Here is a 25715-nt window from a genome sequence, read left to right on the forward strand (position 1 = left end):
TCCGGATGGCGTTAATCTCGGGCGGGCACCTTTGGTGCCCGCTCACGCTGCCAAAAACAATTCGGCTCAATCGGATTCCAGCTCGATGTCGATACCCAACGAGCGAATTTCTTTGACAAGAACGTTGAAGGATTCGGGCATGCCCGGCTCCATACGATGATCGCCATCAACAATGTTCTTGTACATTCTGGTCCGACCGTTTACATCATCAGACTTGACGGTAAGCATTTCCTGCAGTGTATACGCTGCACCGTAGGCTTCCAGAGCCCACACTTCCATCTCGCCAAAGCGCTGACCACCGAACTGCGCCTTACCACCCAGCGGCTGCTGGGTAACCAGGCTGTACGACCCAGTGGAACGAGCGTGCATCTTGTCATCGATCAAGTGGTTCAGCTTGAGGATATACATATACCCTACTGTGATCGGACGATCGAAAGCATCACCGGTACGACCATCGAACAGTCGGGTCTGACCGGTTGTGCTAAGACCTGCGAGCTCGAGCATGTGTTTAACTTCAGCTTCTTGAGCACCATCAAACACCGGCGTAGCCATGGGCACACCACCGCGAAGGTTGTTGCACAGGTCGAGGATTTCCCGATCGTTCAAGGAATCCAGATCTACCTGTGTCACTTCAGCTGAATGGTTGTAAATCTCATCCAGCAGTTTACGAAGTTCAGCAACCTTGCGCTGCTCGTCCAACATACGACTGATACGCTCGCCCAGGCCTTTGGCTGCGGCACCCAAATGGGTTTCCAGCACCTGACCCACGTTCATGCGCGAAGGCACACCCAGAGGGTTCAGAACGATATCAACGGTGTTGCCGAACTCGTCATACGGCATATCTTCAATCGGCTTGACCGCCGAAATTACGCCCTTGTTACCGTGACGACCCGCCATCTTGTCACCTGGCTGGATGCTGCGCTTGATAGCCAAGTACACTTTGACGATTTTCTGAACGCCCGGCGCCAGATCATCGCCCTGCTGCAACTTACCTTTCTTGTCGTCAAAACGCGCTTCGTGATCTTTCTTGCGCTCTTCCAGGCCCTGCTCGGATTTCTCCAGCAGTTCGTTCAAATCGTCGCCTTTCATACGCAATTTGAACCACTCCGGACGCGGCAGATTCAACAGATAATCCGCTTCCAGCTTGCTGCCTTTTTTCAGGCCTGGGCTACTGATCACTTCCTGGCCCTCAAGGGCATTCAGCAAGCGCTCGTAGGTGGCGCCTTCAACAATGCGATACTCGTCCTTCAAATCTTTGCGGTACTTGTCCAACTGCTGCTTTTCAATCACTTGCGCACGCTGGTCCTTTTCGATGCCGTCACGGGTAAATACCTGAACATCGATAATCGTACCACGGGTGCCTGTCGGCACACGGGAGGAGGTGTCTTTCACATCAGACGCCTTCTCACCGAAGATAGCTCTTAGAAGCTTTTCCTCCGGCGTCAACTGGGTTTCACCTTTCGGTGTTACCTTGCCGACCAGAATATCTCCGGCGCTGACTTCCGCACCAATATAGACAATACCGGACTCATCGAGCTTGGACAGCGCGCTTTCACCCACGTTCGGGATGTCGGCGGTAATTTCTTCGCTACCCAGCTTGGTATCCCGCGCCACACAGGTCAGTTCCTGGATGTGAATGGTGGTCAGGCGATCTTCCTGCACCACTTTTTCGGAAATAAGGATGGAATCCTCAAAGTTGTAACCGTTCCAGGGCATGAACGCGATACGCATGTTCTGGCCCAGCGCCAACTCACCAAGATCTACCGATGGACCGTCGGCCAGTATGTCACCACGAGCAATGACATCGCCCTGACGCACAATCGAGCGCTGGTTAATACAGGTGTTCTGGTTCGAGCGGGTGTACTTGGTGAGGTTATAAATATCCACACCCGCATCACCAGCTTCGGTCTCTTCGTTGTTCACACGCACTACAATACGTGCCGCGTCAACGCTTTCAATTTCGCCGCCACGACGAGCGGTTACGCACACGCCAGAATCCTGGGCCACAATACGCTCTACACCAGTACCCACCAAAGGCACTTGTGCACGTAGCGTAGGTACGGCTTGGCGTTGCATGTTCGCACCCATCAAAGCGCGGTTAGCATCATCGTGCTCGAGGAATGGAATCAGCGACGCGGCTACGGAAACAACCTGACGCGGTGACACGTCCATGAAGTTAACCGCTTCCGGTGGCATAACCGTGGTTTCGTTTTGGTGACGAACCGTTACCAGCTCCTCTACCAGACGATTACCGTCGTCCATCTCTGCGCTGGCCTGGGCGATAACGTAGTTGCTTTCTTCAATAGCAGACAGATACACCAGCTCGTCAGTGACCAAGCCGTCGGCTACTTTCCGGTACGGGCTTTCTAAAAAGCCGTAGGAGTTAGCACGGGCAAAAGTCGCCAGAGAGTTGATCAGGCCGATGTTCGGGCCTTCCGGTGTTTCGATCGGACACACACGTCCGTAATGGGTCGGGTGTACGTCGCGAACCTCAAAGCCGGCGCGCTCACGGGTCAGACCGCCTGGCCCAAGCGCAGAAATGCGGCGCTTGTGAGTCACTTCTGACAGCGGGTTATTCTGATCCATAAACTGGGACAGCTGGCTGGAGCCAAAGAACTCCTTCACCGCCGCCGCAACTGGCTTGGCGTTGATCAGGTCCTGAGGCATCAAACCTTCGCTTTCTGCCAGGCTCAGACGCTCACGCACGGCGCGCTCTACGCGCACCAAACCAACGCGGAACTGGTTTTCGGCCATCTCGCCCACACAACGCACACGACGGTTGCCCAGGTTATCGATGTCGTCTACCTGGCCTTGTCCGTTACGGATGTCGATCAGCGTCTTAAGCACGTCGATAATATCGGCGTGGGTCAGAATACTCTCACCGGTGCTTTCATCGCGGCGCAAACGACGGTTCAACTTCATACGGCCGACTGCAGACAGGTCGTAGCGTTCTTCAGAGAAGAACAAATTGTTGAACAGATTTTCCGCCGACTCTTTCGTGGGCGGCTCTCCGGGACGCATCATCCGGTAAATTTCTACCAGTGCTTCCAGCGGTGTGCGGCTAGGATCGTTGCGCAAGGTGTCCGACATGAACGGACCACAATCCAGATCGTTGGTGTACAGCGTTTCAATGTCCGTAACACCGGCGCCCAGGATGGTGGTGATCAGCTCTGCCGTCAGCTCCGCGTTACACTCAACCAGCATTTCCCCGGTTTTGGTGTCGATCATGTCTTTGGCCAAAACGCGGCCATACAAATACTCGGTCGGCACTTGCAGCTCGGAGATATTGGCTTTTTCAAGCTGCTTGATATGGCGCGCGGTAATACGGCGGCCTTCTTCAGCAATCACGTTACCGTCGCTGTCTTTAATATCAAAAGTTGCGATATCGCCACGAAGCCGGCTTGGAACCAATTCGAGCTTGCACGTTTCAGCGCCAATGTGGAACTTCGAGGTTTCGAAGAACATTGCCAGTATTTGCTCGGAGGTGTAACCCAGCGAGCGCAGCAGGATGGTCGCCGGCAATTTGCGGCGACGGTCGATGCGCACAAATACGGCATCTTTCGGGTCAAACTCGAAGTCCAACCAAGAACCACGATAAGGAATCACCCGGGCTGAGTACAACAGTTTGCCGGAGGAGTGGGTCTTACCCTTGTCGTGATCAAAGAATACACCAGGTGAACGATGCAGCTGGGAAACGATAACACGCTCGGTACCATTGATAACGAAGGTACCGTTTTCAGTCATCAGGGGCATTTCGCCCATGTAGACTTCCTGTTCCTTGATGTCCTTGATCGCCTTGTTGGACGATTCACGGTCATAAATAATCAGGCGAACTTTTACGCGCAAAGGCGCGGCATAGGTGACGCCCCGAAGCTGACATTCTTTGACGTCAAAAACCGGCTCACCTATACGGTAACTCACGTATTCAAGCGCGGCATTACCAGAGTAACTGGCAATCGGGAATACGGATTTGAAGGCCGCATGAAGACCGGTTTCCCGGCGATCTTCAGCAGCAGATTCGCTTTGAAGGAAGTCCCGGAACGAGTCCAGCTGAATAGACAGCAAATAGGGGACATCCATCACGGACGGCAACTTACTAAAATCTTTGCGGATCCGTTTTTTTTCAGTGTAGGAGTAACTCATCTGCATTCCCCAGCGTTAAATCTGATACCTGGTATCAAGAAGCAATCATTGTTCTGCTTCGGGGCCGAATTGCTCGGCATATCGCGCCGTCTTGAACGTGAACCTGATTACGGCAAGGTGGCTCAAAATCAACCAAAAACCGCTTTCAGACTCTGTAGCATATACAACAGAAAAAGGCCGGTGGCTCATAAGCCACCAGCCTGACCATGCTAGTGCATGGCGCCGATCAGAAACCGACTACTACTTAAGCTCAACAGAAGCGCCTGCTTCCTCAAGCTTCTTCTTGGCTTCTTCAGCTTCGGCTTTGCTGGCGCCTTCCTTAATAGTAGAAGGAGCGCCGTCAACCATTTCCTTCGCTTCTTTCAGGCCCAGGCCTGTCAGCTCGCGAACGGCTTTGATGACGTTAACTTTCTTTTCGCCAATTCCGGTCAATACTACGTCGAACTCGGTTTGCTCTTCAACAACTTCAGCGGCAGCGGCAGCAGGTGCAGTGGCAACAGCAGCGGCAGCAGAAACGCCGAATTTTTCTTCCATTGCTTCAACCAGAGCAACAACATCCATTACGCTCATTTCAGCAATTGCGTTCAAAATCTCTTCGTGGGACAGAGCCATGACTTTCTCCGAAAAATAATAAAATGGTGTTCAACAGAATCAAGCAGCTTCTTGCTTCTGGTCGCGAACTGCCGCTACTGCACGGGTTACTTTGGTTGGAACTTCGATCAAAGTACGTGCGAGCTTGGTGATTGGTGCCTGTGTAACCGCTGCCAGCATAGTCAACGCTTCGTGACGCGTTGGTAGCTTGGCAAGGCGATCGATCTGGTCTGCGCTCATCAAAACTCCGCCAACGGCAAGACCTTTGATTTCGAACGCTTCTTTCTCTTTGGCAAAATCTTTCAACAGACGCGCAGCGGCGCCTGGATCTTCCATCGAAAAAGCCAGAATAGTCGGGCCGACCAGGGCCTCGCCGATGCACTCGAACTCAGTGCCGCGAATGGCGATCTTAGCCAGGTTGTTACGAACGACCTGGAGATGCACATTGTCAGCACGAGCTCTTGCACGCAGAGCCGTCATATCACCAGAGGTGACACCACGGTAGTCAGCCAGAACAACAGACAGAGCACCACCGGCAGTCTCGTTGACTTCAGCGACGATCGCTTTCTTGTCTTCGAGTCTAATTGCCACTGGATTTCTCCTCGATTTCGCCGGGAAAATCCCGGCAAACCCATCTATGCCCTCGAAAGCTTCTCAGCAAAACGCTACTTTCTGTAGCGGCTGCGGTCGACTTTCTGCGGGCTCCTAACGGTGTTTGGGTTCAGAGAACGTCTTCACACCGTCTGCGCAGGTATTGCTTTAACCCTTGTAGCACTCTCGAGAGAGCCGCTTCGGGGGCCTGCGGTCTTTGACAGCCTTGGCTTCCGCCCAGACTACAAAGCAACTATCGCCAATCGCCTAGATATCCAGGACGCTTTGATCGATAGTCAGGCCAGGACCCATAGTCGAGGACAGTGTTATCTTTTTCAGATACACGCCTTTCGACGATGAAGGCTTGGCCTTTTTCAGATCTGCCAAGAGCGCTTCCAGGTTTTCCTGAATGTTCTTCGCAGAAAATTCAACATTACCCAATGGAGAATGGATAATGCCGTTTTTATCAGTACGGTAGCGAACCTGACCTGCTTTGGCGTTTTTAACCGCCGTGGCTACGTCTGGGGTTACAGTACCTACTTTCGGGTTTGGCATTAGACCGCGAGGGCCCAAGATCTGACCAAGCTGGCCCACAACGCGCATAGCGTCAGGACTGGCAATAACCACGTCAAAATCCATATTGCCTTTTTTAATTTCATCGGCCAAATCATCCATACCAACAATGTCGGCACCGGCTTCTTTGGCTTTCTCAACGTTAGCGCCCTGGGTAAATACAGCAACGCGAACCGTTTTACCAGTACCGTGCGGCAGAACCGTGCTGCTACGGACAACCTGATCGGATTTACGCGCATCCACACCCAGATTTACGGCAACGTCTACAGATTCGTTGAACTTGACGTGCTGACCCAACTCAACCAGAAGGGCGACCGCATCTTCCATAGAATATGCACGACCAGCTTCTACTTTTTCACGAATCAGCGTTTGGCGTTTGCTTGGCTTTGACATGTTACAGGCCCTCCACTGTCAGGCCCATACTGCGGGCTGTACCTGCAATAGTCCGAACCGCTGCTTCCATAGTGGAGGCGGTTAGGTCCGGCTCTTTCATTTTCGCAATTTCTTCGAGCTGTTCGCGAGTTACCTTGCCAACTTTATCGGTGTTCGGGCGACCAGAACCGCTTTTCACGCCTGCGGCTTTTAGCAGCAGTACCGGTGCGGGCGGCGTCTTGGTGATGAACGTAAAGCTGCGGTCACTGTATACTGTGATCACGGTAGGAATAGGCAGTCCCTGCTCCATGTCCTGCGTCTTGGCGTTGAACGCCTTGCAGAATTCCATGATGTTTACGCCGCGCTGACCCAAAGCTGGGCCAACCGGGGGGCTTGGATTGGCCTTACCGGCAGCAACCTGTAGCTTGATATAGGCATCAATTTTCTTTGCCATGATAACTCTCCTATGGGTTCAAACGCTTTTCAGCTCCCCGTTTGCAGACACAAAAAGCCCGCAACGCCATGGCGCGCGAGCTCTTATCTTATTGCTACCGAATCAGTCTTTTTCTACCTGACCAAACTCCAGTTCAACCGGGGTGGATCGGCCAAAGATTAATACAGCAACCTTGACACGGCTCTTACCGTAATCAACTTCTTCAACAACACCGTTAAAGTCCGCGAAGGGTCCTTCAACGACACGAACAACCTCGCCTGGCTCAAACAGAGTTTTAGGCTTGGGCTTGTCAGCGCCACTTTCAAGGCGGCGTAGAATTGCGTCCGCTTCCTTTTCAGTAATAGGCGCCGGCTTTTCTTTCGTACCACCAATGAACCCAAGAACGCGCGGTGTATTCTTTACAAGATGCCATGTTGCGTCTTCAAGTTCCATCTGGACCAATACGTATCCAGGATAGAATTTACGTTCGCTTTTGCGCTTCTTGCCGTCGCGCATCTCAACGACTTCCTCGGTCGGAACCAGGATCTCGCCAAACTGCTCTTCCAGTCCGTTAAGAGCAATGCGCTCCTTCAGGGTGCGCATTACATGCTTTTCGAAGCCAGAATACGCATGTATCACGTACCAGCGCTTAGCCATTGCCCACTCCCGTTAACCGATAAATCCGGCGACCAACAAACTGATTAGCGAGTCCATAACCCACAACAACAAAGCCACAACTAAAACAAACACAATAACTATAGCTGTTGTCTGAATGAGTTCCGGCCTTGTGGGCCAAACCACTTTGCGAATTTCGACACGCGCTTCTTTTAGAAGAGCAGCAAAGCGGCCGCCACGTGATGTCTGCACTGCAATAAAAGCCGCAATAGCAGCTAATACCACTAATGCAATCACGCGATAAAGCAAAGACTCAGCAGCAAAATACTGATTACCGACCACGCCAACCGTGACCAGCAAAAATACTACAAGCCACTTTACAACATCCAAGCGGCTGCTTGATTGAACAGATCTTGACTCCATAGGAATCAACTTATGTATCTAGATGTTAAAAAATGGCAGGCCAGGAGGGAATCGAACCCCCAACCTGCGGTTTTGGAGACCGCTGCTCTGCCAATTGAGCTACTGGCCTGCACCGAAACAACTCAGTGCACTTTCACCCTAGTAACACCCTAACTCGGATATTACTCGAGAATCTTGGCGACAACACCGGCGCCTACGGTACGGCCACCTTCGCGAATCGCGAAGCGCAGACCATCTTCCATGGCGATCGGAGCAATCAAAGTCACTTCCATCTTCACGTTATCACCTGGCATAACCATTTCTACGCCTTCTGGCAATTCACAAGCACCGGTGACGTCGGTGGTACGGAAGTAGAACTGCGGGCGATAGCCCTTGAAGAACGGAGTATGACGGCCGCCTTCGTTTTTGCTCAGTACGTACACTTCGCACTCAAACTTGGTGTGCGGCTTCATGCTGCCTGGCTTACACAGAACCTGACCACGTTCAACGTCATCGCGCTTGGTGCCGCGCAACAGTACGCCAACGTTCTCGCCTGCACGACCTTCGTCCAGCAGTTTGCGGAACATTTCAACGCCGGTGCAAACCGTCTTAACGGTGTCTTTAAGACCAACGATTTCCACTTCTTCGCCAATCTTGACAACACCACGCTCTACACGACCGGTTACAACTGTACCACGACCAGAGATAGAGAATACGTCTTCGATAGGCATCAGGAACGGCAGATTAATCGCACGCTCAGGCTCGGGGATGTACGAATCCAGAGCTTCTACCAGCTTACGAACAGCGGTAGTGCCCATTTCGTTATCATCTTTGCCTTCCAGCGCCATCAACGCAGAGCCAGTGATGATCGGAGTATCGTCAGCCGGGAAGTCGTACATTTCCAGCAGATCGCGTACTTCCATCTCTACCAGTTCAAGCAGCTCTTCATCGTCAACCATGTCCGCTTTGTTCAGGAACACAACGATGTAAGGAACACCTACTTGACGTGACAGCAGGATGTGCTCGCGGGTCTGCGGCATAGGGCCGTCAGCAGCGGAGCAAACCAGAATAGCGCCGTCCATCTGCGCCGCACCCGTGATCATGTTCTTCACATAGTCAGCGTGGCCCGGGCAATCTACGTGTGCGTAATGACGGTTCGGGGAATCATACTCAACGTGAGACGTCGCGATGGTAATACCACGCGCACGCTCTTCAGGAGCATTGTCGATCTGGTCAAAGGCACTTGCGGAACCTGTTCCCCATACGTCGTGACATACACGCGTCAGGGCAGCTGTCAGAGTGGTCTTACCATGGTCAACGTGACCAATGGTGCCCACGTTCAAGTGTGGCTTTTTACGTTCGAATTTAGACTTAGACATCTGACAAACTCCCTAATCAACCAGGACTGTAACGTTGACCGGCAAATAATGGAGCTCATGAGCGGAGTTGAACCGCTGACCTCATCCTTACCAAGGATGTGCTCTACCGACTGAGCTACATGAGCACAAGAACTAAATTGGAGCGGGCAGTGGGAATCGAACCCACATCATCAGCTTGGAAGGCTGAGGTAATAGCCATTATACGATGCCCGCGAGCAATAATGGTGGAGGGGGCAGGATTCGAACCTGCGAAGCTTTCGCGTCAGATTTACAGTCTGATCCCTTTGGCCACTCGGGAACCCCTCCGAGCTAAATCCGCTACGCGGATCTGCAAAAACTTTAAATTGGAGCTGGCGGACGGAATCGAACCCCCGACCTGCTGATTACAAGTCAGCTGCTCTACCAACTGAGCTACGCCAGCCCACACTCGCCTTAACAACGAGGCCGGTATACTACGGATTATCTTTTGGCTTTGCAACACCTTGGCGCTCATTGAGAGCAACAAAATGGATTCGCCAAGAACAACCTGCAATTACCGGAAAGACTGCTCATCAATATGAGCAGCTCCATGCAAAAACGAAGGCGTAGCTTAGCCGAAATCACGTCATCTTGGCCACCCTTAGCTGAGGTTTCGGCCCACTTTTTTGAACCAACGACGCAATTATGGCTTTAAATTATTAACAGGACTGCTCACGATGAATTTGCGCAAGGCCATTAAGCACCAGTTCCGGCTCCAAGCGCCCCTGCAGACCGATGCGCTGGAGTCGTGCGGCGTCGCCGCCGGTCAGTATCGCGTCACGCAAACCATAGCTCTGCATATTTTCCATTATTCGATCGGACAGCGCCGCAGCTAACCACGCTAGCCCGTGATTGACGCATTCGCTGGTCGACAGCCCGGGGCGAATATTCTCGCCCGACTCCGTCTCAAAACCAATGCGCGCCGCATCGCTACTCAGGCTGCGCAGCATCATCTGCAACCCAGGAAGTATAAAGCCGCCCAAGTGACGCCCGCTTGCAGCAACATAGTCGACCGTCATTGCACTTCCAGCATCAACCATCACGAAACCCTGGTGTTCGCTCTGCCAGGCAGCGTACATGCCATGCCAACGGTCTGCCCCCATCTTCTGAGGCTGCTGGTAACCGTTAACCAAGCCATTGCGCTCGCGCTCAGACCAGTAACAGATGACCGGAGCAGCAAACTGCAACTCCAGAGCTGCCATCAGGTTACGTCGGCTATGCTCGGAGGCTACAGTCGATACTGCTACGGATTGCACCCGCTCACCTTTAGGCAGACACAGAGCGTGTAAAGGGTCAGGGTCAGTCAAAAGACCATAGCCAAGGGCAAGCACCTCAGCACTATCCTGGCGCTCAAGCCTCCATTTAAGGCGGGTGTTTCCGGAGTCGACCAACAATATCACGAAGCGGCCCGCAAGCTAATCTCACCCGAGCGCACAGAAAACTCGCCTTTATCTGTGCGCAACACATAGTTACCACTGCTATCAACGCCTTGCCCAGTGCCTTGCCGCTCTCCGTCCCGGGCCATGAGCTCACGGTTAAAAAACTCGTCCCGCGACTGCCAGGAGTCACGGAACCCAGCAAAGCCAACACGCTGAAATTTTTCGCTGGCATCTACAATACTAGCCGTAAGATTGCTTACTAGGGCACTGCGGTTCCAAGTCAGTTGCGGCCGCGCCAGTGCAAGACTGGTCCAAGGCTGGTCAATGTCCGGCGCTTCGGTCATGTGCACATTCAGACCGAGGCCTACAATGGCATGCACTACACCTTCCTGTAGCTCGCCTTGGAGCTCAACAAGGATTCCGCCAACCTTTACGCCATCAATGAAAATGTCATTTGGCCACTTCAACCCTACCGGCGCAGCTCCAAGACGCTCCAACGCTTCTGCGACGGCTACCCCCAGCACCAGACTAAGACCATCCACTGCCGAAAACCCACCGGACAAAGACAGCCCCACACTCAGATAGATATTCTCACCCGCCGGACTGGCCCAGAGCTGACCACGACGGCCACGGCCGGCTGTTTGTGTTTCGGCGGTAACAACAGGCGTTGCACACTCTCCTCTGACCAGCATGCGCATCACTTCCGCGTTGGTCGAGTCAATTTCATCAACTACGCTCAACGTCAGCGGCCGCGAACTAGCGGAGTTGAGGTTTTTTACGATGGCCTCCTGATCCAGAAAGTCCACAAGAGTTGTTAACTGATAGCCACGGCCACGCACGGTTTGTACGTTAAAGCCTTCCTTCAATGCCCGGCGCACAAGCTTCCAGATCGCGGTGCGGCTAACGCCGAACTCGATGGCCATTGACTGTCCAGAATGGATTTTGCCGTCATTCAAACGGGTTATCAGTACCTTGGTTTTCATTTAGGGATGCCCGTGGCCAATGACTAAACGCTGGATTACACACTAAATCTGTACCAATTCAAAGTCTACGTTTGATCTCGTAACTGGTAAATCACCAAACGGGAACATACCGGGGGACGGATTTGAAATCTGTCCCTTACCTTTCTTCGGGGACAGGGGACGGATTTTAAATCCGTCCCCTGTTTCGCTTTTTCCAGGCAAAAAAAAGCCCCCACCGCGTAAGCGGAGGGGGCTTTTAGCAATAAGAGTCTGACGATGACCTACTCTCACATGGGCGAACCACACTACCATCGGCGCAGGCCTGTTTCACTTCTGAGTTCGAGATGGGATCAGGTGGTACCAGGCCGCTATGGTCGTCAGACAAAACGGTTGATCACTGGGGGATGAGATAGAACATTGGCTTGTTGGGCCGTGATATTGATTTTTTCGTCGTTATCCGTGTTGTGTCAAACCCAATTGTCTTGGGTGTTATATAGTCAAGCCGCACGAGCAATTAGTATCGGTTAGCTCAACGCCTCGCAGCGCTTACACACCCGACCTATCAACGTCCTGGTCTTGAACGGCTCTTCAGGGGCCTCTAGGGCCCAGGGAGATCTCATCTTGGAAGGGGCTTCCCGCTTAGATGCTTTCAGCGGTTATCCTATCCGAACATAGCTACCGGGCAATGCCACTGGCGTGACAACCCGAACACCAGAGGTTCGTCCACTCCGGTCCTCTCGTACTAGGAGCAGCTTTCCTCAAATCTCCAACGTCCACGGCAGATAGGGACCGAACTGTCTCACGACGTTCTAAACCCAGCTCGCGTACCACTTTAAATGGCGAACAGCCATACCCTTGGGACCGGCTTCAGCCCCAGGATGTGATGAGCCGACATCGAGGTGCCAAACACCGCCGTCGATGTGAACTCTTGGGCGGTATCAGCCTGTTATCCCCGGAGTACCTTTTATCCGTTGAGCGATGGCCCTTCCATACAGAACCACCGGATCACTATGACCTACTTTCGTACCTGCTCGACGTGTCTGTCTCGCAGTCAAGCGGGCTTGTGCCATTACACTAACCGTACGATGTCCGACCGTACTTAGCCCACCTTTGTGCTCCTCCGTTACGCTTTAGGAGGAGACCGCCCCAGTCAAACTACCCACCACACAGTGTCCTCATCCCCGATAAGGGGACCAAGTTAGAACCTCAAACATGCCAGGCTGGTATTTCAAGGTTGGCTCCACGCAAACTGGCGTTCACGCTTCAATGCCTCCCAGCTATCCTACACAAACATGTTCAAAGTTCACTGTGAAGCTATAGTAAAGGTTCACGGGGTCTTTCCGTCTAGCCGCGGATACACCGCATCTTCACGGCGATTTCAATTTCACTGAGTCTCGGGTAGAGACAGCGCCCCCATCGTTACGCCATTCGTGCAGGTCGGAACTTACCCGACAAGGAATTTCGCTACCTTAGGACCGTTATAGTTACGGCCGCCGTTTACCGGGGCTTCGATCAAGAGCTTCTCCGTGAGGATAACCCCATCAATTAACCTTCCGGCACCGGGCAGGCGTCACACCGTATACGTCCACTTTCGTGTTTGCACAGTGCTGTGTTTTTAATAAACAGTCGCAGGGGCCTGGTATCTTCGACTGGCTTCTGCTCAACCCGCGAGGGGTGTCACATACCACCAGCGTGCCTTCTCCCGAAGTTACGGCACCATTTTGCCTAGTTCCTTTACCCGAGTTCTCTCAAGCGCCTTGGTATTCTCTACCTGACCACCTGTGTCGGTTTGGGGTACGGTCTCAAATCACCTGAAGCTTAGAAGATTTTCCTGGAAGCATGGCATCAATAACTTCCCGCCACATGGGCAGTCGTCATCGCGTCTCAGAATTGAGGACCCGGATTTGCCTAAGTCCCCTCCCTACACGCTTAAACCGGGACGACCGTCGCCCGGCTTACCTAGCCTTCTCCGTCTCTCCATCGCAGTGATCCAAGGTACGGGAATATTAACCCGTCTCCCATCGATTACACCTTTCGGTCTCACCTTAGGGGCCGACTCACCCTGCGCCGATTAGCGTTGCGCAGGAACCCTTGGTCTTCCGGCGTGCGAGTTTTTCACTCGCATTGTCGTTACTCATGTCAGCATTCGCACTTCTGATACCTCCAGCAAGCTTCTCAACTCACCTTCGCAGGCTTACAGAACGCTCCCCTACCCCGCATACAAAGTATGCAGCCGCAGCTTCGGTATCCAGTTTGAGCCCCGTTACATCTTCCGCGCAGGCCGACTCGACTAGTGAGCTATTACGCTTTCTTTAAAGGATGGCTGCTTCTAAGCCAACCTCCTAGCTGTCTGAGCCTTCCCACATCGTTTCCCACTTAACTGGAATTTTGGGACCTTAGCTGGCGGTCTGGGTTGTTTCCCTCTTCACGACGGACGTTAGCACCCGCCGTGTGTCTCCCGGATAGTACTCACAGGTATTCGGAGTTTGCATCGGGTTGGTAAGTCGGGATGACCCCCTAGCCGAAACAGTGCTCTACCCCCTGTGGTATTCGTCCGAGGCGCTACCTAAATAGCTTTCGGGGAGAACCAGCTATCTCCGGGCTTGATTAGCCTTTCACTCCGATCCACAAGTCATCCCCTGGCTTTTCAACGACAGTGGGTTCGGTCCTCCAGTTGATGTTACTCAACCTTCAACCTGCTCATGGATAGATCGCCCGGTTTCGGGTCTATGCCCAGCGACTAATTCGCCCTATTCAGACTCGGTTTCCCTACGGCTCCCCTAAACGGTTAACCTCGCCACTGAACATAAGTCGCTGACCCATTATACAAAAGGTACGCCGTCACAGAACAAGTCTGCTCCGACTGCTTGTACGCATACGGTTTCAGGATCTATTTCACTCCCCTCACAGGGGTTCTTTTCGCCTTTCCCTCACGGTACTGGTTCACTATCGGTCAGTCAGGAGTATTTAGCCTTGGAGGATGGTCCCCCCATGTTCAGACAAGGTTTCTCGTGCCCCGTCCTACTCGATTTCACTAGACTCAGGTTTCGGATACAGGGCTATCACCCACTATGGCGGCACTTTCCAGAGCCTTCTCCTACCCGTTGTCTAGCTTAAGGGCTAGTCCCCGTTCGCTCGCCGCTACTTAGGGAATCTCGGTTGATTTCTTTTCCTCGGGGTACTTAGATGTTTCAGTTCTCCCGGTTCGCCTCTTACACCTATGTATTCAGTGTAAGATACCCGACCTAGATCGGGTGGGTTTCCCCATTCAGAAATGTCCGGATCACAGCTCGTTTGCCAGCTCCCCGAACCTTATCGCAGGCTTCCACGTCTTTCATCGCCTCTGACTGCCTAGGCATCCACCGTATGCGCTTAGTTGCTTGACTATATAACCCCAAGACAACTGACTCTAAATAGAACCACGAAAAGACACCTTAGCCGAAGCCAAGACGTTCCAGGTGGAACTGATTAGAGATAGTCACTCGAAGTCATACACAACCACTTCAACGACAACACCGGATAACGCTTGAAAAAATCGTTATCACTTGAACACGTCTCTCAAAGACCGTAGAGAAACGTATTCGTGTTCTATCTCATCCAATTTGTTAAAGAGCAAATCTGACCCAGTGATCAGAAAGAAGACCTTCAGACTTAGCGGACGCTAAACTGAAACACTTATTTCTGTACACTGACCGAAGTCAGGCATTCAGGGTAACCAAGTAACTTAGAACGTCTACGAACCCACACATTCACAAATCTGTGTAATGGTGGAGCTAAGCAGGATCGAACTGCTGACCTCCTGCGTGCAAGGCAGGCGCTCTCCCAGCTGAGCTATAGCCCCAAAAAGCTATTTCTAGAATTTTGTAAATCTAGGCATTTTCGGTCGCCGCATAGCTTTCTATGCAAGTCCGGAAATAACGACGAGTTACAAGATTCTGGTGGGTCTGGGTGGAGTTGAACCACCGACCTCACCCTTATCAGGGGTGCGCTCTAACCAACTGAGCTACAGACCCGATTATCACGCCATCTTGTCGTGCCTGGACTGCGTTGCGGCTCTCACTCAGTTGGTCACGTACAACAGTACGCTCCCGTCTTCACTCCATCCGCGCCTTGCCAGACTCAACAATCTGTCGCGCTAATTCAGCGGGTCGGTCGAGACCCTTTGCTCTCTTTAATCAATCAACCAAGTAATTCGTGTGGACTCTGACCGAAGCGTTCGGCATCGTTTAAGGAGGTGATCCAGCCCCAGGTTCCCCTAGGGCTACCTTGTTACGACTTCACCCCAGTCATGAACCACACCGTGGTAATCGTCCTCCCGAAGGTTAGACTAACTACTTCTGGTGCAATCCACTCCCATGGTGTGACGGGCGGTGTGTACAAGGCCCGGGAACGTATTCACCGTGACATTCTGATTCACGATTACTAGCGATTCCGACTTCACGGAGTCGAGTTGCAGACTCCGATCCGGACTACGACGCGTTTTGTGAGATTGGCTCCCCCTCGCGGGTTTGCAGCCCTCTGTGCGCGCCATTGTAGCACGTGTGTAGCCCTGGCCGTAAGGGCCATGATGACCTGACGTCATCCCCACCTTCCTCCGGTTTGTCACCGGCAGTCTCCCTAGAGTTCTCAGCATTACCTGCTAGCAACTAGGGATAGGGGTTGCGCTCGTTACGGGACTTAACCCAACATCTCACGACACGAGCTGACGACGGCCATGCAGCACCTGTGTCAGAGTTCCCGAAGGCACCGATCCATCTCTGGAACGTTCTCTGCATGTCAAGGCCAGGTAAGGTTCTTCGCGTTGCGTCGAATTAAACCACATGCTCCACCGCTTGTGCGGGCCCCCGTCAATTCATTTGAGTTTTAACCTTGCGGCCGTACTCCCCAGGCGGTCAACTTAGTGCGTTAGCTGCGCCACTAAGGATTCAAGATCCCCAACGGCTAGTTGACATCGTTTACGGCGTGGACTACCAGGGTATCTAATCCTGTTTGCTCCCCACGCTTTCGCACCTCAGTGTCAGTGTTGGTCCAGGTAGCCGCCTTCGCCACTGGTGTTCCTTCCTATATCTACGCATTTCACCGCTACACAGGAAATTCCACTACCCTCTACCACACTCTAGCCATGCAGTTCGAAGTGCCGTTCCCAGGTTGAGCCCGGGGCTTTCACATCTCGCTTACATAACCACCTACGCGCGCTTTACGCCCAGTAATTCCGATTAACGCTTGCACCCTCCGTATTACCGCGGCTGCTGGCACGGAGTTAGCCGGTGCTTCTTCTGCGAGTGACGTCAATCCTCAAGCGTATTAAGCTTAAGGCCTTCCTCCTCGCTGAAAGTGCTTTACAACCCGAAAGCCTTCTTCACACACGCGGCATGGCTGGATCAGGCTTGCGCCCATTGTCCAATATTCCCCACTGCTGCCTCCCGTAGGAGTTCGGGCCGTGTCTCAGTCCCGATGTGGCTGATCATCCTCTCAGACCAGCTACGGATCGTTGCCTTGGTAGGCCATTACCCCACCAACAAGCTAATCCGACTTAGGCTCATCTAATAGCGCAAGGTCCTCTCCGAAGAGCGGATCCCCTGCTTTCCCCCGTAGGGCGTATGCGGTATTAATCCGAGTTTCCCCGGGCTATCCCCCACTACTAGGCAGATTCCTAAGCATTACTCACCCGTCCGCCGCTCGACGCCTGGTAGCAAGCTACCATCGTTTCCGCTCGACTTGCATGTGTTAAGCCTGCCGCCAGCGTTCAATCTGAGCCATGATCAAACTCTTCAGTTTAAATCATACAAGATCCGAAGATCTTAAATCTGCTCAAGACAAAAACTCAATTCTTGACGAGTCGTTGACTTGGTATTTCTTACCGAAATACTCCAGTCAGCGCCCACACGAATTACTTGGTTAATTTTTTAAAGAGCGTTTGAGCCGTGGCTCAATCAGGAGGCGAATTATACATCGTTTCGCTGCCCTGTCAACCGTTTATTTCGAGAAGCTTCAGAAGCATTTCCTTCCAAACCCCCCAACCTAACCGGCCGGTACTGCTTGATTCGAGAGGCGCATTCTACAGCGTATCCGAACCGTGTCAACCGTTTTCGCGTTCAAAGTTTAAATCACATTTCCTAAACTTTTCAACGTCTTACTAAACAGTTTCCACTCGATTCCTGCCTTTCTAAAACCGGCCGTCCCTCAAGCGAGATGCGCATTCTACAGACTTCTCGGGACAGGTCAACGGGGAATATGAAGAAAGTTCAAATTCCCCGTTATCCGCCTATTTCACCATAGTGATACGAGCAACCTTCTTCTTGCCGGCCTGGATGACACAGATGTCGCCTTCGGCAAACATTCTGTCACCCTCAAGCTTCACCCCATCTATAAAGACGGCCCCGCGGCCCAGTACATCCCGCGCTGCCGCACCGTTCTTAACCAGTCCGGCCATACGCAGCACCGTACCAATCGCCAGCTGCTCCCGCCCCTCCAACGCAACGCTTACCTCTGGCACGTTGTCGGGTATTTCGCCTAGCGTCACACGGTTGCCCGCAGACTTGTGGGCAGTCTTCGCCGCTTCTTCATTATGGAAGCGGGTGATCAGCTCTTCTGCCAGCAGCTTCTTATAGTCCTGCGGATTGGCTCCGGAACTTACCTGGGCCTGGAACGCTTCCACTTCAGCCAGAGGCCGGAAACTCAGTAGTTCAAAGTAACGCCATAACAACTCATCGGGTACGGACAGAAGCTTGGTGTACATTTCACCAGGCGCGTCATTCACACCCACATAGTTACCCAACGACTTGGACATCTTCTGTACACCATCCAGGCCTTCAAGAATGGGCACCGTCAATATGACTTGCGGCTTCTGGCCGTAGTGCTTCTGCAATGCCCGACCCATCAGCAGGTTGAACTTCTGATCGGTACCGCCCAGCTCGACATCTGCCTCCAGGGCGACCGAATCGTATCCCTGAATGAGAGGGTATAGAAATTCGTGTATCGCAATCGGCTGACCACCAGTGTAACGCTTGTCAAAATCGTCGCGCTCGAGCATGCGGGCCACCGTATACTGTCCCGCCAAAGCAATCATGTCGGCGGCACTCATTTTGCTCATCCACTCAGAGTTGAAAGCCACGCGGGTTTTGGCAGGGTCCAGAATTTTGAACACCTGCTCTTTATACGTAATCGCATTAGCCGCTACCTGCTCGCTGGTCAGCGGCGGCCGGGTAGCGCTCTTGCCCGACGGGTCACCAATCATACCGGTGAAGTCGCCGATCAGGAAAATGACCTCGTGGCCCAAATCCTGGAACTGGCGTAATTTGTTAATCAGCACCGTGTGACCAAGATGAAGATCGGGCGCAGTGGGATCAAAACCAGCCTTTACACGCAGCGGGCGCCCTTCTTTGAGCTTGGCAACAAGCTCCTCTTCAGGAATTAGCTCGTCGATACCACGCTTGATCAGCGCCAGCGATTCATCAATCGATGCCATGAAAACCCCACCTCATAATTTGACTTGAAACAGCTCCAGTTCACAGAGTTCAATGACAACCCTGCCTATTCGCCGCGACTTTGCTAAGATACTATCGTTCGGTTTTTGACCATCACTGCACAGCCGTGGCGACGCATTGTAACAATCGCGCTCCGAGAAATCCGCGTAACAAACACCGCAACTGTAATGTTGACGTCTGTTGCCGGTGATTCTTATACGGTAATCTATCAGTCGAATTACTAAAATCGGCTTTAATACAGCGGCACACGCTGCCGGAATCTCGACTTAAACGGGTGAAATACGTGTTCAAAACATTCCCCAAGACCCACATTACAATCGCAGCAGCGGCGACCGTTGTTGTTACCACTGCCGCGCTGATGAGCCCGAGTGCAGATGTAGAAGCCAAGCGTATGTCCATCGCGCTTGATCTTGAATCGGGCACAGCCACCACCGTTGTTACTACTCTTTCTACGGTGCCAGCATCTTTAGTGCCCGGGGCAAAGACAGAAGCACCCCAGGCATCGAGCACTCCAACCGACGTAAATTCGAACCTGACGGCGACCGTCGCGCCTTCAACCATTCGTACCAATGAGGCGAAGGAGGTCCTTCTCCCCAGCCTTGGCAAGCCGGCAATAAACTGGCAATCGTTTGATGTTCGCTCAGGTGATACTTTATCGACTTTGTTCAAAAGAGCCGGCTTTAACGACGGCATTATGCTGTCGGTTATTCACGGAGCAGGCGAAGCGAAGAAACTGCAGCGCCTCTACGCTGGTGAAACCATCCGCTTCGCCACGAACTCTGAAGGCATCCTTACAGGGGTTGAGCTGCAACGCAGCAAACTGGAACGTTTAAGCATAACTCTTGGCACCGACGGCTTCACTGGAAAAAAGGTGGTTCGTGAACCAGAGGTGCGAACAGCGTTTGCCAAAGGCACCATCGATGGTTCCCTTTATCTGGCCGCCCGCGCCGCTGGTATGGGCGACCGGCTAACAATGGAAATGTCTGGCATTTTTGGCTGGGACATCGATTTTGTATACGACGTGCGCAAAGGTGACCGCTTTGAAGTGATTTATGAAGAGCTTTATCTTGACGGCGAAAAATTTGGCAGCGGACGCATCCTGTCGGCTAACTTTGTTAATCGCGGCGAAGACAACATTGCCATGCTGTACACAGACGCTCAGGGTGACACTGATTACTACAGCCCCACCGGCAGAAGCATGCGTAAAGCCTTTTTGCGCGTACCACTGAACGCGCGGGTTTCATCATCCTTTAACTTGCAGCGCCGGCATCCGGTATTGGATGTTGTCAGGCCCCACGAAGGCACCGACTACGCGGCGCCCCCAGGAACGCCCATCAAAGCCGTAGGCAACGGTCGAATCAAATTTGCCGGCTGGAAAGGCGGTTACGGCCGCACGGTTGTGCTGGCACACGGCGACAATATTACAACGCTCTATGCCCACATGAGCAGACTTGGCAAAGGCATCAAAAATGGCGGACGGGTGAAGCAAGGCGAAACCATTGGCTACGTTGGCTCTTCCGGCATGGTCACTGGCCCGCACTTGCACTATGAGTTTCGGGTTAACGGTGCGCCGCGCAACTCACGCACCGTTAAGCTGCCAGACGCCAAACCCATTCCGAAAACTGAACTGACCCGCTTCAAACAGGTCACACAGCAACAGCTGGCGCAGTTCAACACGTTACGCGGCAATGAAAAACAGCCTTTGACTCTGGCTTCAGGGAAGTAAACATGACTGCCTGGATAGGGCTGATGTCTGGCACCAGCATGGACGGCATAGACGCCGTGCTGGTGTCATTTGAAACCAACACCATAAAATTTCACGCTCGCCACACTCTGCCTTACCCTGTCGAACTTCGAGCCAGACTAGAACTGGCCGCACAGAATCACGCAACACCCGATGAGCTGGGTGAACTGGACACACTGACGGGCCAACTGTTTGCCGAGGCTGCCAACATCGTTATTCAGCAATCTGGCATACCCTTAGCAGATATTGGCGCAGTGGGCAGCCATGGCCAAACCATACGCCACCAGCCTAGCGGCAGTGCGTCATTTTCCCTGCAAATTGCCAATCCCAGCATTATCGCCGAGCACACCGGAGTAGCCACTGTTGCCGATTTTCGTCGCCGTGACATGGCCGCTGGGGGTCAAGGCGCACCACTGATGCCGCTGTTTCACCAATCGTTCTTCAGTAGCGCAGAGGAAGATCGCTGCATTATCAATCTGGGTGGCATTGCCAATATTACCTGGCTGCCGAGGGCCGGAACAGGAAGCGTTTACGGGTTCGACACAGGCCCGGCCAATGCCCTGTTAGATGCCTGGTGTGCTGACCAGACTGGTCGTCATTTTGACTCTGACGGCCGTTTGGCCGAAGAAGGCATTGTCAACGAGGCGCTGCTCAGTGATCTGTTTACTGACGCCTACTTTGCAAGCCCGGCACCGAAAAGTACCGGCAAAGAACGTTTTAACCTGGGCTGGATAAAAACCCGGCTGCAGCGTTACCCAAACTTACTTGCCCCCGATGTGCAGCGCACACTGCTGCAGCTGACAGTGCTCAGTATTGCTCAGCAAATGCCGCAATCGAACGCGTTTAAAGTGTACGTGTGTGGCGGAGGGGCGCTGAATCCGGTGTTAATGCGCGAACTGTCCCAGGCGCTTAGCCCGGCTGCCGTGTGCAGCACGGAGGAGCTTGGGCTCGACCCGCAATGGGTGGAACCGGTCGGGTTTGCCTGGCTGGCCCGTCGCACCGTTCTGGGACTGAGTGGAAACCTTCCAGAAGTAACCGGCGCCAGCGGGCCGAGAGTATTGGGAGCTATCTACCCGGCCTGATAAACGCAGAGTACGAACAGTTCATCAGGCATTGCCGGCAGCCAGTTAGACAGACAACGCCAACAGCCCGTCAGATTTATATGGAGAAAGAACTGCCGCAGCCGCAAGTGGCGCTGGCGTTAGGGTTGTTCACCACAAACTGGGATCCCTGAAGGCCCTCCAGATAATCCACCGTCGACCCTACCAAGTACTGATAACTCATCGGGTCTACCAGTAATTTAACGCCGTCACGCTCGATGATTGTATCTTCGTCGTCTAGGGCGTCATCGAATGAAAACCCGTACTGAAAGCCAGAACATCCCCCACCGGTTACATACACCCGCAAATTGAGATCGGCGTTGCCTTCTTCATCAATAAGCTCTTTGGCTTTGGCCGCCGCACTGTCACTGAAAAACAGCGGGGCTGATACCTGTTGCTGAACTGCGCTCAAGTTCCCCTCCGGAATGTTGGCTGAATTTCAATGATTATCGTATTCTTGACTAAAACAATCAACTATTACCAGAGCTCAAACATTACGCATTGAGGCGCCTTGGACCGCAGGCTAGTTCGCCACCAGCTTGCTCCACAAAAGGTGCGTTCGGCCTGCACTGTTTCTTTGCCTTCTGGCTGCGCGACTACCTGCACTTCCAGAGGCTCAAACCCGTCGGGCACCGTGAGTGAGCCATTGTTGCTGGCGGGCTGCCTGATACTGTTTGCGTAGCTTTGTCGCAGACGCCTTTAACTGGTCACGCTCAACTTCAACCTGGCCCAAGCGTGCAATTTCACTATCAGTGCCGTGCTGCACACCGGCCCAGTAGCCGCCGGCCAAAAACGTCCCACAAACCAGCGCCAACGTCAGCCTGCGCCGGCCGACACGTCCACGCTTGCTTGTTTGAGGGGCGGAGTTAGCCACCCTTAAAGGCCACACCAGTAGCTCGTGTTACAGCTGTTGCGGCTCTCATGGCAGCATGGCCGGCGCTTCCAGGCCCATGGTTTCAGCGATGCCAAACATGACGTTCATATTCTGTACGGCCTGGCCGGCAGCACCTTTCACCAGATTATCAATTACCGAGGTGACAATAACCACGTTGCTGCCTTCCTGCCGGTGCAGCGCCATGCGGCAGTGATTCGCACCACGCACACTGCGGGTTTCCGGATGACTGCCAAACGGCATCACATCCACAAAGGGCTCGGCCCGATAACGTTCTTCGTACAGTTTCTGCAACCGGTCAAAATCGCCCGGGTTATTCAATTCAGCGTAAAGCGTTGCTTCTATACCGCGAATCATCGGCACCAAGTGTGGCACAAATGTAACACCCACCGCGGTTCCTGCAGCCTGGCTCAAGCCCTGGCGAATTTCCGGCAGGTGGCGATGACCAGAGGCGCCATAGGCCTTGAAACTTTCACCAACCTCGCCGTGCAACATACCCACGCTGGCCTGACGGCCGGCACCGCTGGAGCCCGACTTGGCGTCGGCGATTAAGCGGGAGCTGTCTACCAGCCGGTTTTCCAATAAGGGCAGAAAACCGAGTTGCACCGCGGTAGGATAACAACCCGGGTTAGCCACCAGTTGGGCATCACGGAGTTCACTGCGCACGACTTCTGGCAAACCGTAAACGGCCTTTTCTGCCCACTCTGGACTCGCGTGTGGCATGCCATACCATTTAGCCCACACGCCCAGATCTTTCAGGCGGAAGTCGGCTGACAAATCCACGACTCGCACACCCGCTGCCATCAACTCTGGCACCATGCGCATAGCGACGCCGTGAGGCGTGGCGAAAAACACCAGATCACACTGGCAAAGTACAGTCACATCGGGTTCTGAAAACGCCAGATCAAAGTGGCCGCGCAGATTTGGATAAAGGTCAGAAACTGGCATACCTGCTTCCGAACGTGAAGTAATGCAATGCACTTGTGCCTGGGGATGCACCGCCAGAATCCTCAACAATTCTACGCCGGTGTATCCGGTACCACCTACAATACCTACTTTAATCACGTTTAAGCTCCTGCTTGTCTGTTTCCTGAAATTGCATTTTTAGCGGCCATTCTATCATGATAAGCCAACCGCTTATTGCAGCCCTGACCGAGGTGGCTACAATACCAAAGACAGTCTGCGCCGGATTAGACCCGGTATGAAAATCATCAACCGGCCCAGGCCCTGCATGCACCCACTATGATCCGTTCCACACGCCAGCTAACGGCAAAAATGAAAGCCAGCTTCCGACGCCGGATATCCGGGGCAGACGCGCTGCCGCAACTAGCCTTGCTGGGCCTGCTTTCCGGCTTGGTCACCGGCGGCGTCATTCTGATCTTCCGCCTCGCCATTGAGTGGCCCTTGAAATATTTCCTACCCGGGGATGGAACCGGGGCTTTCCCCTCCGAGGCTTTCGAGGGTCTGGATGTTGTCACACGGGGGGTTTTACCTCTGGTCGGCGCGTTTGGCCTTGGCGTGCTGCTGCATCGTCTGGCGACTCATGACCGTAAAGTCGGTGTTGTTCATGTTATGGAACGCCTGAACTACCACCAGGGCTATATTACTGCCAAAAGCGCCTTTATTCAGTTCATTGTAGGCGTTGCAACCGTTGTTACCGGGCAATCTGCAGGCCGGGAAGGGCCCGCAGTTCATTTAGGGGCGGCTTTTTCAAGTTTAATGGGTCAGTGGATGCGACTGCCCAACAACAGCATCCGCACCCTGGTGGCCTGCGGCTGCGCTGCGGCCATATCGGCATCGTTCAACACGCCTATTGCAGGGGTGATTTTCGCAATGGAAGTGGTGATGATGGAATACACCATCGCCGGCTTCACTCCCATCATTCTTGCAGCCGTCAGCGCCGCGATAGTCACCCAGATCGTGTACGGCCCAGACCCCGCGTTTAATGTTCCTGCACTGATGACGAACTCACTGCTGGAGATACCCTGGATTCTGGTTATTGCAGTCATTATGGGTGTTGCAGCGGCGCTTTTCATTTACCTGGTGGAATACATGGGGCGCTTCAACCACCGCCCTATCTTATTACGCGTCATTATTGCCGGCGTTCTAATGGTTCCCGTCGCCATTTTCGTACCCCAAACCATGGGGATCGGCTACGACACGGTCAATGACGCTATAAACGGCGGACTCGGCTTCTGGCTGCTCTTGAGCGTGGGAGTCGCAAAACTCTTGATTACCGCGCTAACGGTTGGCCTGGGTATGCCCAGCAGCATCATAGGGCCTACGCTTTTCATAGGCGCGACGCTCGGCGGAGCCATGGGGTTGATCGGTGCAGAAATCATGCCGGGCCACGCCTCCTCTGTTGGCTTTTACGCCATGCTGGGCATGGGCGCGATGATGGGCGCGGTATTGCAGGCGCCTTTAGCGGCGCTGATGGCGTTGATGGAACTGACCCGCAACCCCAATATTATTTTGCCGGGCATGCTGATTATCACCACCTCAAGCCTGGTGACCAGCGAAGCGTTTGGCCGTAAATCGCTTTTTTTGACCATTCTCAAATCCCAGGGCCTGAGCTATCAGAACTCTCCGGTGATTCAAGCATTGCGGCGGGTATCGGTGGCAGCCATCATGGATAAGAGTATCCTGCGTATCCAACGCCGGCTGACGCCGGAAGAAGCACGCAAAATCCTCAAATCCGAGCCTAAGTGGCTGGTAATTGACGGCAGCAACGGACCAACGTCGCTAATGCCGGCGGTAGATCTGGCACGTTTTCTGGAGGACAGCGAAAAACTGCTGAAAACCGAAGACCAGCCCCTGCCCGAGCAGATTGACCTGATGAACATACCGGCAAACCGTCGCGATCTGGCACCGGTGCAATATCAGGCCACGCTCGAGGAGGCATTGTATGAATTTGATAACAGCAGCGCAGAAGCTCTTTATGTTCAGCGCCACGTGGCGCCAATGATCCAGAGGGTTCATGGGGTTGTGCTGAAATCAGATATCGAAAGTTACTATCAATATCGGCGGAGTTAAA

At 53.3% G+C, this 25715-nt stretch carries 17 protein-coding genes, 7 tRNA genes and 3 rRNA genes; 3 read left to right on the plus strand and 24 right to left on the minus strand.

Annotated features, from left to right (window positions below; translation table 11 throughout):
* Positions 1-66 precede the first annotated feature (66 nt).
* The 21 genes from rpoB to tyrS form a co-directional block, all read right to left on the minus strand.
* On the minus strand, positions 67-4143 hold the full coding sequence (gene rpoB / locus ATI45_RS11720) for a DNA-directed RNA polymerase subunit beta (protein WP_098419652.1): 4077 nt from the start codon (positions 4141-4143) through the stop codon (positions 67-69).
* A gap of 240 nt (positions 4144-4383) precedes the next feature.
* On the minus strand, positions 4384-4755 hold the full coding sequence (rplL, locus tag ATI45_RS11725; protein ID WP_098419653.1) for a 50S ribosomal protein L7/L12: 372 nt from the start codon (positions 4753-4755) through the stop codon (positions 4384-4386).
* 39 nt (positions 4756-4794) lie between these two features.
* Complete coding sequence (rplJ, locus tag ATI45_RS11730) at positions 4795-5325, minus strand: 50S ribosomal protein L10 (RefSeq protein ID WP_098419654.1); 531 nt, start codon at positions 5323-5325, stop codon at positions 4795-4797.
* Positions 5326-5592: 267 nt separating this feature from the next.
* On the minus strand, positions 5593-6291 hold the full coding sequence (gene rplA, locus ATI45_RS11735; RefSeq protein WP_098419655.1) for a 50S ribosomal protein L1: 699 nt from the start codon (positions 6289-6291) through the stop codon (positions 5593-5595).
* 1 nt (position 6292) lies between these two features.
* Positions 6293-6724, minus strand: coding sequence for a 50S ribosomal protein L11 (rplK, locus tag ATI45_RS11740; RefSeq protein WP_098419656.1), 432 nt, complete (start codon positions 6722-6724; stop codon positions 6293-6295).
* A gap of 102 nt (positions 6725-6826) precedes the next feature.
* On the minus strand, positions 6827-7360 hold the full coding sequence (gene nusG, locus ATI45_RS11745) for a transcription termination/antitermination protein NusG (protein WP_098419657.1): 534 nt from the start codon (positions 7358-7360) through the stop codon (positions 6827-6829).
* A gap of 12 nt (positions 7361-7372) precedes the next feature.
* Positions 7373-7741 carry a preprotein translocase subunit SecE gene (gene secE, locus ATI45_RS11750; protein ID WP_098419658.1) on the minus strand — a complete coding sequence of 123 codons (369 nt, stop codon included), beginning with the start codon at positions 7739-7741 and terminating at the stop codon, positions 7373-7375.
* 33 nt (positions 7742-7774) lie between these two features.
* A tRNA-Trp gene (locus ATI45_RS11755) sits at positions 7775-7850 on the minus strand.
* Positions 7851-7902: 52 nt separating this feature from the next.
* On the minus strand, positions 7903-9099 hold the full coding sequence (tuf, locus tag ATI45_RS11760; RefSeq protein WP_098419649.1) for an elongation factor Tu: 1197 nt from the start codon (positions 9097-9099) through the stop codon (positions 7903-7905).
* Positions 9100-9148: 49 nt separating this feature from the next.
* Positions 9149-9224, minus strand: a tRNA-Thr gene (locus ATI45_RS11765).
* A gap of 13 nt (positions 9225-9237) precedes the next feature.
* A tRNA-Gly gene (locus ATI45_RS11770) sits at positions 9238-9312 on the minus strand.
* Positions 9313-9321: 9 nt separating this feature from the next.
* Positions 9322-9405, minus strand: a tRNA-Tyr gene (locus ATI45_RS11775).
* A gap of 39 nt (positions 9406-9444) precedes the next feature.
* Positions 9445-9520 (minus strand) — tRNA-Thr (locus ATI45_RS11780).
* Between the two features lie 256 nt (positions 9521-9776).
* Entirely contained in the window at positions 9777-10517 is a 741-nt protein-coding gene (locus ATI45_RS11785) for a type III pantothenate kinase (protein ID WP_098419659.1), read from the minus strand.
* Positions 10514-11479, minus strand: coding sequence for a biotin--[acetyl-CoA-carboxylase] ligase (locus tag ATI45_RS11790; protein ID WP_098419660.1), 966 nt, complete (start codon positions 11477-11479; stop codon positions 10514-10516). The genes ATI45_RS11785 and ATI45_RS11790 overlap by 4 nt, the downstream gene beginning before the upstream one ends.
* 247 nt (positions 11480-11726) lie before the next feature.
* Positions 11727-11840 (minus strand): 5S ribosomal RNA (gene rrf, locus ATI45_RS11795).
* A 111-nt stretch (positions 11841-11951) separates the two neighbouring features.
* Positions 11952-14844, minus strand: a 23S ribosomal RNA gene (locus ATI45_RS11800).
* A 379-nt stretch (positions 14845-15223) separates the two neighbouring features.
* Positions 15224-15299, minus strand: a tRNA-Ala gene (locus ATI45_RS11805).
* Between the two features lie 95 nt (positions 15300-15394).
* Positions 15395-15471 (minus strand) — tRNA-Ile (locus ATI45_RS11810).
* A gap of 214 nt (positions 15472-15685) precedes the next feature.
* Positions 15686-17236: ribosomal RNA gene (locus ATI45_RS11815) — 16S ribosomal RNA — on the minus strand.
* The 16S, 23S and 5S rRNA genes sit together here with 2 tRNA genes alongside, the layout of an rRNA operon.
* 487 nt (positions 17237-17723) lie before the next feature.
* Positions 17724-18926 (minus strand): tyrosine--tRNA ligase, encoded by a 1203-nt coding sequence (gene tyrS, locus ATI45_RS11820; RefSeq protein WP_098419661.1) that lies wholly within the window; start codon positions 18924-18926, stop codon positions 17724-17726.
* 302 nt (positions 18927-19228) lie between these two features.
* On the opposite strand from tyrS, the gene ATI45_RS11825 reads away from it, so the two are divergent.
* A complete protein-coding gene (locus ATI45_RS11825) occupies positions 19229-20671 on the plus strand; it encodes an OapA family protein (RefSeq protein ID WP_098421732.1) in 1443 nt (480 codons plus the stop codon).
* A 2-nt stretch (positions 20672-20673) separates the two neighbouring features.
* Positions 20674-21771, plus strand: coding sequence for an anhydro-N-acetylmuramic acid kinase (locus ATI45_RS11830; protein WP_098419662.1), 1098 nt, complete (start codon positions 20674-20676; stop codon positions 21769-21771).
* Positions 21772-21847: 76 nt separating this feature from the next.
* Here the strand turns inward: ATI45_RS11830 and erpA are convergent, their stop codons facing one another.
* From erpA to argC, 3 genes are all read right to left on the minus strand, one after another.
* Positions 21848-22201 (minus strand): iron-sulfur cluster insertion protein ErpA, encoded by a 354-nt coding sequence (erpA, locus tag ATI45_RS11835; RefSeq protein ID WP_098419663.1) that lies wholly within the window; start codon positions 22199-22201, stop codon positions 21848-21850.
* Between the two features lie 204 nt (positions 22202-22405).
* Positions 22406-22603, minus strand: a complete 198-nt coding sequence (locus tag ATI45_RS22680) for a hypothetical protein (protein ID WP_228735970.1) — start codon at positions 22601-22603, stop codon at positions 22406-22408.
* Positions 22604-22708: 105 nt separating this feature from the next.
* Entirely contained in the window at positions 22709-23746 is a 1038-nt protein-coding gene (gene argC, locus ATI45_RS11845; protein WP_098419664.1) for an N-acetyl-gamma-glutamyl-phosphate reductase, read from the minus strand.
* A 177-nt stretch (positions 23747-23923) separates the two neighbouring features.
* Here argC and ATI45_RS11855 point away from each other — a divergent pair, with 177 nt between their 5' ends.
* Positions 23924-25714 (plus strand): chloride channel protein, encoded by a 1791-nt coding sequence (locus ATI45_RS11855; protein ID WP_098419666.1) that lies wholly within the window; start codon positions 23924-23926, stop codon positions 25712-25714.
* Position 25715 lies beyond the last annotated feature (1 nt).

Origin of the sequence: Marinobacter sp. LV10MA510-1, assembly GCF_002563885.1 — a bacterium.
GTDB lineage: Bacteria > Pseudomonadota > Gammaproteobacteria > Pseudomonadales > Oleiphilaceae > Marinobacter.